Source organism: Thiobaca trueperi (genome assembly GCF_004342175.1).
In the GTDB taxonomy this organism is placed as follows: domain Bacteria; phylum Pseudomonadota; class Gammaproteobacteria; order Chromatiales; family Chromatiaceae; genus Thiobaca; species Thiobaca trueperi.
In genome coordinates, this window is sequence record NZ_SMAO01000001.1 from 374138 (window position 1) to 386961 (window position 12824).

Genomic DNA, 12824 nt, shown 5'->3' on the forward strand with positions numbered 1-12824 from the left:
TCACCGCCACCGGCCCCGCCGCTCCCTGCATGGGAGCGGTCGGGCTCAACCATCAGCAGGTTCGACGATGTCACTCGTCCTCTTCGAAACGTATGAGAAGAAACTCCAGCGCTGTCTGACCGACGCCCGTGGCTATCACCAGCGCGCCATGCAGTTCGCCACCGATGGCGAGCGCGTGAGCCTCGTCTTCAACATCGCCGCCGTGGCCATCGAGGCCTATCTGATCGCGCTCTGCGCCCGCCACCAGATCATGCCGTTCAACCACGACTACGGCAGTCTGGTGACTGCGGCCGAGGAGGCGGTGGCGTTCACGCCGGAGCTGAAGGAGGCCATCCTCTCGCTCGACGGGATCTTCGGCATCTGTTCGCTCGAAAATTACCATCACGGCACGCCGTTACAGATCGACGCCGACCGCACACTGACCATCTGCAACGCGCTGGCGCAGATGTTCGAGCCGCCCGGGACCACCGACGGACAGGGACGGCTGATCGGTCAGGCTTACCGTCATGACAGACCGTCCCAAAGCCCCTCCCCCTCGATGGGGGAAGGGTTGGGGAGAGGGTGAAAGCAGTCGGTCGAACGCCGGACCCCGATCACCATTTCACCCGAATGTCAGCCGGTCGCCTCATGGCCGATGGCCGCATCGCACCGCGCTGCCCCCTCTCCCCCAACCACTCCCTCGCCAAGGGGGAGGGGAGTCGGAGGGCAGCGTTTCCATCCAAAACGAACACCTGACTGGAATCCACGACCATGACGGCAAATGCCAACCACCCGCACGGCGCCATGCGCCGCAGCGACCGCGAGATCACCGACCGCGCCGCGATCGACGCCATCATCCGATCCGCACGGGTCATGTACCTCGCGCTTGCCGAGGCCGACGCACCCTTCGTCGTCCCGGTCTTCTACGCCTATGACGGCACCTCGCTCTATCTGCACTCGGCCAAGAGCGGCAGCAAGATCCGTATCCTCAAGCGCAATCCCAGGGTCTGCTTCGCCATCTCGACCGACCATGGGGTCATCGAGAGCCAGCAGGCGTGCGATTTCGAGGCGAAACACCGCACCGTCATCGGCATGGGCCAGGCACATTTCGTCACGGACGAGGCCGAACGCATCGCCATCCTCGACCGCATCGTCGCCCGCTTCACCGACCAGCATTTCGAGTATCCCAAGACCAACCTCGACGCCACCGCCGTGATCCGCATCAACATCGAGTCGATCAAGGGCAAGAGCCACGGTTTCGGCTGAATCGGCCGAGCGTCTTATTCCACCGGGAGAGCCAAAGATGAAAATCGCCGCCTGCATCGACGGCCAGGGTGAGCCCCTGTCGCCACAAGAACCCTGCATCCTGCGCCTTTTCGCGCACGAGGACGGCGCCTGGCGCCACGTCTCGGATACCGCCTTCAATGGCATCACCGCGCGTTCGATCGCCGAGATCACACAGCAGGCCGAACGCCTTGGCGCCCTGCTCGACGGCGCCGAGGCGCTGCTGGTGCGCGATGTCAAAGGCATCGCCGTCACCCTGCTGCAGAATCTGGGTCTGCGCCTGTGGCGCCTCGACGGACCGCCGGAGGCCGCGCTCGACGCCGTCCGGCGCGAACTCGAAGCCGCCGCCCGCGAACTGCCCGACCCGGCCCGCTTCTTCGCGTCCGGCGAGACCGAGGGCGAGTACCGGATCGACCTCGCCGCCGTGCTCGCCAGCGACTCCAGCCTCAACTCGCAGCTCGTCCTGGTGCCCTTCATGCAGCAAACCCCGTTCAGCCGGCTGGAAGTCGTCTGCGACCACCCGCCGCGCTGGCTCGACAGGCAACTGCCAGCCGCCGGCTTCGACTGGGAAGACGCCTCGCAGGAGGGTGTCTGCCGGCTCATCATCCGCCCGAGCGGGGAGTCGACCGGCATGCCGCCCCGTGGGGGCGGGTGTGGCAACCATGGCGCCTGGCCGACGGGTGGGGGGTGTAGTGGGGGTGGATGCGCGTAGCGGCAGCTCCATCGGCACGCCGCCCGCTATCGACGTTCGCTGTCCCTGTCCATGCTCGCCCTGACGGATTGCTGAAGTGCGATCAGCCGGGGACACGACACCTGGCCGGCTTCGATTTGTCGAGCGGGTCGGAGAGCGCCTGTTCGCGGTTGTCACCAATCTGTCTGCACACAACGATCAGGAAGAACCCGGCCAAGTCCCGACGCTCGGCCGACGTCGGTAAGCGGCCGCAGCCGCTCTTTCAGCGGACACTTGATCGGTCGGGGCCGGCGAGCATCGGGCGGACGTCATCGGGCTCGATCAGTGCGGTGCGGGCGATTCAGCGCAGCACCCGTACGCGCCCTCGTTCAAAGATCGCTGCTACGGCGTCCGGACGCGTACAGCCGGAGATGCCAGTCGCATCTTCGACGGGCTCGAACACCCCGTCGATGACGCAGCAAGGCAATGAACATGGCGGTTGAGTGAAGCGCCGAAGCGGTGGATGAAGCACACCGCACCGGCACGCGCGGGGGCCGCTTGTATTGCAGGACTCCGCGCATAATGCAGCAAGGGGCGGATGTCCCGTTGGATGTCGTGGTTGGTCAGACCAGGAGATGCCGAGCGGACAACAGATCCTCCTCGGCGGTATCGCGCAATGACGGATCAGCCTTGTCCATCAGACCCAGGAACCAGGCGTCCTGGCGCTGCTCCTCGGTGAGATCCTGGTCGGTGGGATCGATGTGGCGGATGCGGGCCGGCGGCTCGCCGTTGATCTCGGTCTCGATCACGGTTGCCAGATAGGGGTAGCGCTCCCGCTCCAAGGACCAATCCACCGCGTCGCCGACGCGGGCGTGGGCACGGTTGCGGTGGACGCGCAGCACGCCGTCGCCGGCGTAGCGCCCCCAGGTCTGGTCGAACCAGTCCGCGGCGGACCGCCAGCCATCGGATCGGGCGCGCCAGAGCCCGGTCTCGATGAGTTGGACGGTGCCGGCAGGCAGGGTCTGGATCTCCGACCAGGCCCGCGCCAGGTCATCGCCACCGCTCCGTCGTAGCAGGATGGCGCGGCCCAGCGCGGGGTCGTGGGCCAGATCCTCGCCGGTGATGTCGGCCAGGGCGGCCAGGTCGCCGGCCCGGCCTTCGTCGGGTTGCCGCGGCTGCGCGGGTCGGACCGGCTGGCCGTTCCGGGCCTGTTGCAGGCGGCGCTGGACCTGTTCCCGCTTGGCGGCGCTCCGCTCATCCATGCCGAGTTGATCGGCCCAGTCGAGGACCGCTTTGGCCTCACCGAGCCGCTCCAGATCGATCAGGGTATTCACGAGCCCGACGATAATCGCCGGATCCTGCGGGAAGTGCTGCTGGGCCTCGCGATAGACCTCGACCGCCCGCTGGGGACGGCCGGTGACGCGCAGGGTATGGGCCAGGTCGGCGCGGCAATAGGGATTGCTCGGGAACAGTCCGATGGCCGTGTCATAGACGGCCTCTCCGAGCTCGACGTCGCCGTGGACGATCAGGGCATGGGCGAGTTGGCTGTGGCTGTGGACGTTGTGCGGAAAGCGCCGCCGGGCGTGCCAATAGACCGCCTGGGCCCGGTGCCAGTCGCCCTCCGCCTCCAGGGCGCGGGCGAGCAGGGACCAGGGATAGGGGTCCTGGGGATTCCAACGGGCGGCCTCGTGGGCCAGATCGCGGGCCCAGGTTGGATCCAGGTTCAACAGCCGGTCACCGGCGAAGCAGAAGGCCCGCACCAGATAGTAGCTGTCACCGCTCTCGCGGCAGTACTGGCGATGCCGATCGAACAACGCCTCGAGCTGCGGCCTGATCGCCGTGAGGTTCGCGGGCAACTGTCGCAGCAGTTGTCGAAGCTCATCCTGGTGTGGCGCCTGTAAGAACCCCTTGGTCTGCTGGGGATCAAAGGGCCGCAGGGCGCCGGGATAACGCTGATCCAACCACTTGCGCACGGTTGCGGAGACGTCCCGCGCCTGCACCAGATCGCGGAAGCGCCGGCCCCATTGGTCGGTGCTCATGGGGTAGACGGCGGCCAGGTAGTCCAGCTCGGCGAGCCAGGTCTTACCCTTGAGGTCGCCGCGTCGCGCCAGAGCCTCGCCGAAATCCAGTACTCCGCGCAGCATGGCCACCGGCACGGAGCGTTCGATCTCGCCCGCGTCGTCCGCCGGCATCAGGCGCAGGCCGGTGATGGCGAGGCGGCCGTAGTCCTCCGACACCCCGCCGGACAGCCGGGCCAGCCCGAGCCAGAGGCCGAGCAGGTGGCGATCGCGCTGATCCCCGGTGAGCGCGACCAGCAGGGCCGCCTCCGGGTCACGGGAGTGGCCGAAATAGAAGCCCCGCAGCCAGGAGCGCAGCTGGCCCTGGTGTTGGGTGCACCAGGCGCGCGACTCGCGCAGGGGGACCAGGGAGACGGCACGGAAGGCCTCGCTCAGGGCATCGGCGAAGCGCTTGCCCGGCAGGTCATCCCGTGCCGGGGCGCCGATGACCTGTTCGAGCCAGGCGCGCAGGGCGCGGTCGGCCAGGGGCATCTCGTCGGGGGTGAGGAGCTGGACCAGGGCCTCGGAGGGACGCGCCCGGGCGAAGGGACCGAGGAAGAGGCGACCGGCCAGCAGATCGCCCATGGCCTGTACGGGGTCGGTGGCGAGGCGGGCGCTCCAGCGCTCGACGGCGGGGCTGACGGGAATTGCGCTCACGCCTCGGACCCCGCGAAGACGTCGACCCCGAAGTCATCGCGCTCGGCGTACAGACGGACCCAGGGGAGGTGAAAGCCCCGCGCCCGGGCGAGCGGCATGGTCACCGGCTCATCGATGAGACCCGCGCGATAGAAGTGCTCGGGGCGATAGGCGATGCGTGGGTGCAGCAGCTCGCAGCCCATCTGGTAGTCGTTTTCGCTGTCCAGGGTTGTCAGGTTGACCGTCCGGCCGCCGGGAAGCCAGTGTGCCGCCCCCGCTCCGGGGAGCGGGCTGGGGAAGAAAAAGGAATTGATGTCGCCATCCAGCACCGTCGGAATGGCCGGGTGGCCCTGTCCGGACAGCGCGGCGACGACCTCGGCGACGGTGTAGCGCATCAGAAAGATCTCGATCGGCCGTCCGGCACGGCCTGGATCGTAGTGCCCCAATCCAAGGCGATTGCGCAGCTGTACGGCCCAGTCGTCGATCCCATCGGCCAGAACGTCCTCGACTTGGATCTCGGTGGTGACATAGGTCGGACGCTGGTCCCGCCGCGGGTTCCAGGCATCGCACAGACCCTGGAGAAAATCCACGGCCGCCGCGTCGCCGCCCTGAGCCGCCTCGATCCGTGCCTTGACCTCCTCGAAGCCGTGCCCGCGCAGAGAACAGGGCCAAGTTGCTTCCTCGACCCGGATCAAGTACAGGCGCGGGTCGATCCGCGTCAGCCGGTTGGGGTCGTTGATGGAGCGGAAGGTATAGGGAACCTGGGGCTCATCGGGGTCGAGGTTCAGGTGCTCAATGGCGTAGCCATGATGGCGGCCGAACCAGTCGTCCAGATCCGAGATGGGAGCGCCAGCGCAGTGCGGGGCATACAGATCAGACGCGCTCGCCGGAGGGCGCTCGTCGAGCAGAAAATTCTGGGCGCAGGCCCGCTCCTCTGGATCGACCGACGATGCGGCCGTTTGCAGGTAGCCGTCGAGGTTGGGGATAGGTCTCGGGTCCATCGGTTGTCTCGGGCCAAGCCGCAGATGCGACGGTGCGACGGTGCGACGGTGCGACGGTTTACGGATAGGAAATCCAACCGCCCCTGCACGTCCAGCACCGCCAGATTAGCGGTTGTAGTGGGGGCGACGATCAGTCAGCGCGTCATTGTAGGCGCTAACGGTGTCATGATCGACCAGAATTCCGTATTGCCAAGCAGCGGAACAGGACTCCTCAGCCCGCGCGGGCGCAATAGCGATAGCGTATTGCGCCGCATGATTGGCAGGCCGCTTGCCCCAAGATACAACCACCAGTGCATGGCCCTCGCACCTCGAACTGCGTCTTTGCGCCACTACACATCTGATGGGTCTGTGCCAATCTCCTTTCGGCGCAATACGCTATCGCTATTGCGCCCTACGAACGACCAACCGGCAAGGGTTGCGTCGCTTGGACTGGTGGTGAGCATCCCAGCCGTCCGCTATCGGCGGCTCTTCCGACATCGGAGATCGCCGCCCATCTGACCGTCGGGCGTGACTGAACGCCATCAGACCTTGGGATAGCCGGGGCGCGGATTGGGCACCTCGCAGACCTTGACCGCTTCGCAGGATTCGCACTCGTCTTCCGGTGTCGTACCGTGCAGCAGGCAGCCGTGGATGCCGACCTCCTGCTCCAGGTGGCGGATCCGTTCCAGCAGACAGGCGATGGCACCGGCCACCGGGTCTGGAATCAGATGATGGTCCAGATCGATGCCATGCGGCGTGAGGCTCTGGCTCCGGCGCGAACGCACGATCTTGGCCGGGATGCCGACCACGGTGCTGTTGGCCGGCACATCGCCGATCACCACCGAGTTGGCGCCGACCTTGACGTGTTCGCCCAGTTCCACCGGGCCGAGGATCTTTGCCCCCGCGCCGACCACGCAGCCGTTGCCCAGCGTCGGGTGCCGTTTGCCCTTGTGCCATGAGGTGCCGCCGAGGGTGACGCCGTGATAGAGGGTGACGTCGTCGCCGACTTCAGCCGTCTCGCCGATGACGACCCCGGCGCCGTGGTCGATGAAGAACCGCTGGCCGATGGTGGCTCCGGGGTGGATGTCGATGCTGGTCCAGATGCGCGCGAGGTACGAGATGAAACGCGGCAGCCAGCGCCAGCCGCGATGCCAGAGCGGATGGGCGAGCCGGTAGAGGATGACGGCGTGAACCCCCGGATAGGTGGTGTAGACCTCGAAACGGGTGCGGGCCGCCGGATCGCGGTCGAAGATGCAATCGACATCTTCGGCGATGGCGGCCCAGACGCCGGGGCGTCTGCGCGGCTGGGGTAGGGGTTCGTTGATGGCGTTCATCCAATGCTGACTCCGTGACGGCTGCCTTGCGGGTGGCTGATCTCGACGAGTAACCGGCGCTGATCGCCGGCCCCGGGAGCGTGTTTGGTCGCGGTGAATGGCTCGCTGCAACGGCTCGAACAGGAGGAACTGAGCGCCGCCAGGAACGCCGCGCCAGCTCAGACGAGGGCTCAGTCGCCGGCTCCGGTTGGCGCTGACCCGCCCGGATGACAGATGCAGCCCTCGCCCTGGGCCGCCGCGACCAGCTCATGCAGGATGCCGCAGGTGTCGGTGGTGTGTTGCGAGCGGCAGCGCGTGCGCAGGGCGCTCAACTGACGCTCCAGCATCTGCATGGACTGAAGACGCTCCCGCACCCGTTCAAGCTGGGCATCGATCAGACAGTTCGCGTCGTGGCAATCCGCCTCGGGATGGGCCAGCAGATCCAGCAGCCGCTGCACATCGGCCAGCGACATGCCGAGCGCCCGGCAATGCCGGATGAAGGCGAGCCGTTCCAGATGATCGCGGGCATAGGTCCGATAGCCGTTGGACCGTCGGGGCGGCGCGGGCAGCAGGCCGAGCCGCTCGTAATAGCGGATGGTCTCCACATCCACCCCTGCCGCCGTCCCCAATTCGCCGATCCGCATTCCGCTCACCGCTGAGTCAGCCTTGATCGAGCGCAGTTTAGACGCTTGACTCCGTAGTCGCTACAGGGTGTTCACTTCCGGAAAGCCTTCTGGAGGAGAATCATCATGGGTATCGGTTGCTGCGGTTCGTCCTGTTCGACTCATCAGGCGGTCAGCCCGCGCTTTCGCCAGGCACTCTGGATCGCGCTGGTCATCAACGGGGTCATGTTCGGCGTGGAAATCCTCGGCGGACTGCACGCGGGTTCGGTGTCGCTGCTGGCCGACGCCGTCGATTTCGCTGGCGACGCGGCCAACTACGGACTCTCGCTGGCCGTGCTTTCCATGGGTCTGGCGTGGCGCTCGCGCGCGGCGCTGGTGAAAGGTCTGTCGATGACGGCCTTCGGCGTCTTCGTCATCGGCAAGACCATCTGGTCCGCGTTTGCCGGCGTGCCCCCCGAACCCTTGACCATGAGTCTCATCGCCGTTCTGGCGCTGCTCGCCAACGCCAGCGTGGCGCTCATCCTCTACAGCTATCGTGAGGGCGACGCCAACCAGCGATCCGTGTGGCTGTGCAGCCGCAATGACGCTATCGGCAATCTCGCGGTCCTGTTCGCCGCCGCTGGCGTCTTCGGCACCGGCAGCGTCTGGCCGGACCTGATCGTGGCGCTGGCGATGGCCGGGCTCGCCATCTCCGCCGGCCTCATGGTCATCCGTCAGGCGCGCGGAGAGCTGCGGACGCTGCGCCCCGCGCCCATCGCGCAATCGCCGCAGCGGGTCTTGGTCCAGATGCCGATGCCAGCGGCGTATCGACAAAAGGTCGCGACGGACAGGGAGTGATGGAACCCCGTCCTGGCGCATCTCCGCAAACATCCGGCGCAGTGATTGCATCGGTGGCTGAGCGATTCTGCCAGGCCGGCATTGCCCCAGGGCTCAGGCCGCCAGCATCCGCGCACTGGGGCGACGATTGATCTCGACGGTGACGTGGACCAGCTCTTCATGAATGCTCAACGCCTGCCGAACCGCGTCCGGCTCAAGAGGCGCGTTTACCGCCAGTGAGAGAATGCAGGCGTAACTGTCTTGGCCGACCCGCCACACATGCAGGTCGGCAATGTCGGCGGCGACCGGCAGCTCCGCCACGACCTCGCGGATTTCCGCCACGACGGGACGATCCATCTCGGCGTCGATGAGCACCCGACTGGTATCGCGCAGCAGACCATAGGCCCAGATCGATACCAGCGCGGCACCCACAATCCCCATGACCGGATCGAGCCAGGCGGCGCCCCAGAGCTTGCCGCCAAACAGGGCGACGATGGCGAACAGGGAGGTCGCCGCGTCCGCCAGGACGTGCAGATAGGCGGCACGCAGATTCAGATCGTGATGGTGGTCATGTTGGTCATGTTGGTCATGTTGGTCATGGTGGGCGTGGCCGCCATGATGATGGTGATGCGCATGACCGTCTTTGAGCAGCCAGGCGCAGACCAGATTGACCACGAGGCCCAACACCGCAATCGCGATCGCCTGGTTGTAATGAATCGGCGTCGGCGCAAGCAGCCGTTCGACGGACTGATACACCATCAGCCCGGCCACCGCGACGAGAAAGATGGCGCTGGTATAGCCGCCGAGGATCTCGATCTTCCAGGTGCCGAAGGCGAAACGGGGATCCTGGGCAAAGCGGCGCGCGGCGGCATAGGCCAGCACCGAGAGGCCAAGCGCCAGAGCATGCGAACTCATGTGCCAGCCATCGGCGAGCAGCGCCATGGAATTGAAGATCCAGCCGCCGGTGATCTCAGCGACCATCATGGTCGCCGTCAGCCACACCACCCAGCGCGTGTTGCGCTCGGCCAGCGGATTTCCTTCGTCGAAGACATGGGAGTGTTGCCAGTTCTCAAGCGTGGCGGCGTCTTGCATCGCGGCGTACCCTTGGCAGTTGATCGTCGCATATACTGTACCCCCGTACCCTATTTACAGCAAGACGAACGCCCATGCCTCATACCGTCAAGGAAAAAAGCGCCCTGCTCGCCCGCGTACGCCGGATTCAGGGTCAAGCCGCCGCCCTGGAACGCGCACTCGAACAGGAGAGCGACTGCTCGGCTGTCCTTCAGCAGATCGCCGCGATTCGCGGCGCGGTCAACGGTCTGATGGCGCAGGTTCTGGAGGGACATCTGCGCGATCACCTGGGCGCAGAGGATCGGACCCCGCAGGAACGGCAGGAGGATCTCGATCAGGTGATCAGCGTCTTGCGGTCGTATCTCAAGTGAGATCGGCCCGCATGTCGGCCTGAGCGCCGGCTATTTGGGGCGATACGGCGGCATCACGATCCCCCTCGCGCGCGACCAGCCCCGGATCGCGGCGATATCCGATCTCCGATCTCACCCTGAGCGCGGCAATGTCCTATCTGGATGCCAAGATCCACAACGACCTCGACGCATGATAGCCGTTCAGCCGCCGCATCCAGGATTGAGCGCCAGCCGGAATCCGGTTTATCATAAACAAGAATTATTATTATTGAACGTGACACGGTATTCCGCTCGCAGATGCCGACGACCAAAGGCGCTGACATTCCTGTTCCTGTCGGCTTTGACGACGACCGGTGGAACGCTTCAAGTGACATCGATCACCGACATTCCGCCGCCGACGGCAACCGGCGAGCGCCAGCCATAGGATCCACGCCATGCCCGACCCCGTTTCCAATGTCGCACCACCGGCTGCCGAGCCGATCATGCCCACAGCTTCTCCGCTGCCGAGCGAAGGGCCGGTTGGCGCGGCGCCCATTCCCGCACCGGCGACCGACCTGCTGCCTGCCGATGCCCCCGCCGACTGGCTGACGACCGCGCAGACCCAGATCGGCGCTTTCGTGGATGCTGGCGGCCCGGTGGTCGTGGTTCTGGCACTGCTCTCGACGGTCGCGCTCGCCATCGTGCTGCTCAAGCTGTGGCAGTTCCGCCAACTGCGGCTCGACCAGCGCGAGCCGGTTGAGACGGCGCTGCGGCACTGGCGGCAGCACGACGCCCGCTCCGCGCATGCACTGGTGGCCGGCAGCCCCCAGCCGGTGGCGCAACTGGTCCATCTGGCGCTGGACGGACTGGAGCAGCCCAGGGTCGATCTCGCCATCCTGCGCGAAGAGCTGGCGCGGGTCGCCAGTGCCCGGATGGAGCAGCTCCGCAGCTATCTGCGCGCCCTGGAGATCATCGGCACCCTGAGCCCGCTGCTCGGACTGCTCGGCACCGTGCTGGGCATGATCGAGGCCTTCAGACAGCTCCAAACCGCCGGGGCACGGGTCGATCCCGCACTCCTCTCCGGCGGCATCTGGGAAGCCCTGCTGACTACGGCGGTCGGACTGACCGTCGCCATTCCGGTAGTGCTGGCCCACACCTGGCTGGAACGCCGGGTGGATCGCTGCGGACACCGGATGGAAGACGCCGTCACTCAGGTCTTCACCCGCGATCTCAGCCCGCCGGGCAGACAGCAGAGCCCGCGCAAGGCGGCCGCTCCCGGGGTCGGCTATGCGGCTTGAGCTTCAGGCCCGCCGGACGCGACGGACGATCAGTCTCACGCCGCTGATCGATGTGGTCTTCATCCTGCTGCTGTTCTTTCTGGTCGCCTCCCACTTCAACTCGTGGCGCGCCCTGCCATTGAACACACCGACCGCCATCACCGGCGAGGTCTCCGGTGATGACGCACCGGCGGTTCTGCTCCGGGCCCATGCCGACGGAGGACTGGATCTCAATGGCGAGCCGCTCGATCCCGCGCTGCTGATCCCGACCCTGGAGGCCCATCGCGCCCGCCATCCCGATCTTTCGGTGGTGCTGCAATCCGATCCCGACCTGGAGTTGCAGGCCCTGGTGTCGGTCATGGATGGCATCGCTGCGGCGGGCGTGCAGGAGTTGAGTCTGCGATGAGATTCATCCGTACCCGGCCCCGCGCGCAGGACGACGATCATCTCGTGCCACTGATCAATGTCATCTTTCTGATGCTGATCTTCTTCATGATCGTCGGACGCATCAGTCCCGCCGAGCCACTGGCAGTCGAACCCCCGGTCTCGGCACAGGGTCGCGATGCCGACGACCAGGCGCGGGTGCTGCTCCTGAGTGCGGATGGCCGACTCGCACTCGATGGCGAGATCCTCACCCGCGAGACGCTGGGCGCACACATCGCGGACTGGCTGGCATCGACGGGCGGTTCGGGTGCATCAAGCGGAGCCACCTTGACCCTCAAGGCCGACGCCACGGTGCGCGCCGGGGCGCTGCGTGAAACCCTCGACCTGCTGCGGGCGGCGGGGATCGGGAAGGTCTCGCTCGTCACCACCAGGATGGATCGCTGATGGAGATCCGCGCGCGTCATTGGCTGTTCGCCCTCAGCCTCGCCACGCTCGCGCATGCCGCGCTGGTCACGGCGGTCAATCTTCAGCCGCGCACGCCCCGACCGGCGCCGGCCATCGTCATCAACCTGGGCGAGACGGGCGCCCCGGAGGGGGCTTCGGGAGGCGGCGCGGGTCGCGGCACCCAAATGCTGGAGCCGCTGGCGGCCGAGCCGGTCCAGGCGCTGGCGGCCACCGACAGTCCGACGCCCGTTCGCGAGACCGAGCGGGTGGAACAGGTCGAAGTCCGGAAGATCGTACCGCCTCCCGTGCCCCCTGCCCGACCGATCATCGAACGGCCCAAGCACGAACCCAAGCCAAAACCGAAGCCGAAGATCACGAAGGCTTCGCCCCCGAAACCCGTACCGGCCACGCCTCCCGCCCGACGCAACGACCAGCGAGAGACCATCAAGGCGACCGAACCGGCAACCGGCAGCGTCAGGGCTGTCGGACGGGGTCAGGACGCCGGCATGGGGACGGGGGCAACGGGCAACAGCACTGGTAAGGGCGGCGCTGGCACGGGAGCGGGTCGGGGGAGCGGCGCGGGTGGCCAGGGGGTCGCGAACTATCAGGGTCGTCTGGTCGCCTGGCTGAACCGCCACAAACGCTATCCGGATCGGGCCCGCCGGCTGCGTCAGGAAGGCACGGTCAAGGTGTCATTCACCATCGATCAGCGCGGACGCCTGCTCTCTCACCGCATCGTCGGCGGATCCGGGCATCCGCTGCTGGATCAGGAGGTGGCTGCCATGCTCAAGCGCGCCAGCCCCATGCCGGCCTTTCCGCCCGGCATGAGCCAGACTCAGCTCACCGTCACGGTGCCGATCAGCTTCCATCTGCATTGATGCCAGACCGGCACCCAGCATGATCATGAATACATCCCAGCCACCGAATGCCCCGATGCGGTATCGGCAGCCAGATTCCATCC

General features: G+C 66.5%; 14 protein-coding genes. 9 read left to right on the forward strand and 5 right to left on the reverse strand.

All coding sequences use genetic code 11. The features are described from left to right. The first annotated feature begins 67 nt into the window (after positions 1-67). The 3 genes from EDC35_RS01695 to anfO all read left to right on the forward strand — a co-directional run bounded on the left by EDC35_RS01695 (position 68) and on the right by anfO (position 1975). Complete coding sequence (locus EDC35_RS01695) at positions 68-565, forward strand: hypothetical protein (RefSeq protein ID WP_207896048.1); 498 nt, start codon at positions 68-70, stop codon at positions 563-565. A 185-nt stretch (positions 566-750) separates the two neighbouring features. After that, positions 751-1245 carry a pyridoxamine 5'-phosphate oxidase family protein gene (locus tag EDC35_RS01700; RefSeq protein ID WP_132975102.1) on the forward strand — a complete coding sequence of 165 codons (495 nt, stop codon included), beginning with the start codon at positions 751-753 and terminating at the stop codon, positions 1243-1245. A gap of 37 nt (positions 1246-1282) precedes the next feature. After that, positions 1283-1975 (forward strand): Fe-only nitrogenase accessory protein AnfO, encoded by a 693-nt coding sequence (gene anfO / locus EDC35_RS01705; RefSeq protein ID WP_132975103.1) that lies wholly within the window; start codon positions 1283-1285, stop codon positions 1973-1975. Positions 1976-2556: 581 nt separating this feature from the next. On the opposite strand, the gene EDC35_RS01710 is transcribed toward anfO, so the two are convergent. The 4 genes from EDC35_RS01710 to cadR form a co-directional block, all read right to left on the reverse strand. Continuing rightward, positions 2557-4647: a tetratricopeptide repeat protein gene (locus tag EDC35_RS01710; protein ID WP_132975104.1), complete on the reverse strand. Its 2091-nt coding sequence runs from the start codon at positions 4645-4647 to the stop codon at positions 2557-2559. Further along, entirely contained in the window at positions 4644-5627 is a 984-nt protein-coding gene (locus tag EDC35_RS01715; RefSeq protein WP_132975106.1) for a hypothetical protein, read from the reverse strand. The genes EDC35_RS01710 and EDC35_RS01715 overlap by 4 nt, the downstream gene beginning before the upstream one ends. A gap of 521 nt (positions 5628-6148) precedes the next feature. Further along, positions 6149-6940, reverse strand: a complete 792-nt coding sequence (gene cysE, locus EDC35_RS01720; protein WP_132975108.1) for a serine O-acetyltransferase — start codon at positions 6938-6940, stop codon at positions 6149-6151. Between the two features lie 170 nt (positions 6941-7110). Then, a complete protein-coding gene (cadR, locus tag EDC35_RS01725) occupies positions 7111-7563 on the reverse strand; it encodes a Cd(II)/Pb(II)-responsive transcriptional regulator (protein ID WP_132975110.1) in 453 nt (150 codons plus the stop codon). Between the two features lie 105 nt (positions 7564-7668). On the opposite strand from cadR, the gene EDC35_RS01730 reads away from it, so the two are divergent. Further along, a complete protein-coding gene (locus tag EDC35_RS01730) occupies positions 7669-8379 on the forward strand; it encodes a cation efflux transmembrane domain-containing protein (RefSeq protein ID WP_132975112.1) in 711 nt (236 codons plus the stop codon). A gap of 93 nt (positions 8380-8472) precedes the next feature. Here EDC35_RS01730 and dmeF read toward each other — a convergent pair whose 3' ends face one another. Beyond that, on the reverse strand, positions 8473-9450 hold the full coding sequence (gene dmeF, locus EDC35_RS01735; protein ID WP_132975114.1) for a CDF family Co(II)/Ni(II) efflux transporter DmeF: 978 nt from the start codon (positions 9448-9450) through the stop codon (positions 8473-8475). Positions 9451-9524: 74 nt separating this feature from the next. Between dmeF and EDC35_RS01740 the strand changes: the two genes are divergently transcribed. From EDC35_RS01740 to EDC35_RS01760, 5 genes are all read left to right on the forward strand, one after another. Beyond that, positions 9525-9800 carry a metal/formaldehyde-sensitive transcriptional repressor gene (locus tag EDC35_RS01740; RefSeq protein ID WP_132975116.1) on the forward strand — a complete coding sequence of 92 codons (276 nt, stop codon included), beginning with the start codon at positions 9525-9527 and terminating at the stop codon, positions 9798-9800. Between the two features lie 413 nt (positions 9801-10213). Next, a complete protein-coding gene (locus EDC35_RS01745; protein WP_132975118.1) occupies positions 10214-11056 on the forward strand; it encodes a MotA/TolQ/ExbB proton channel family protein in 843 nt (280 codons plus the stop codon). Beyond that, positions 11046-11441, forward strand: a complete 396-nt coding sequence (locus EDC35_RS01750; RefSeq protein ID WP_132975120.1) for an ExbD/TolR family protein — start codon at positions 11046-11048, stop codon at positions 11439-11441. Before EDC35_RS01745 ends, EDC35_RS01750 begins: the two co-directional genes overlap by 11 nt. Beyond that, positions 11438-11863 (forward strand): ExbD/TolR family protein, encoded by a 426-nt coding sequence (locus EDC35_RS01755; RefSeq protein WP_132975122.1) that lies wholly within the window; start codon positions 11438-11440, stop codon positions 11861-11863. Before EDC35_RS01750 ends, EDC35_RS01755 begins: the two co-directional genes overlap by 4 nt. After that, positions 11863-12741 carry an energy transducer TonB gene (locus EDC35_RS01760; RefSeq protein WP_132975124.1) on the forward strand — a complete coding sequence of 293 codons (879 nt, stop codon included), beginning with the start codon at positions 11863-11865 and terminating at the stop codon, positions 12739-12741. The genes EDC35_RS01755 and EDC35_RS01760 overlap by 1 nt, the downstream gene beginning before the upstream one ends. Positions 12742-12824: the final 83 nt, after the last annotated feature.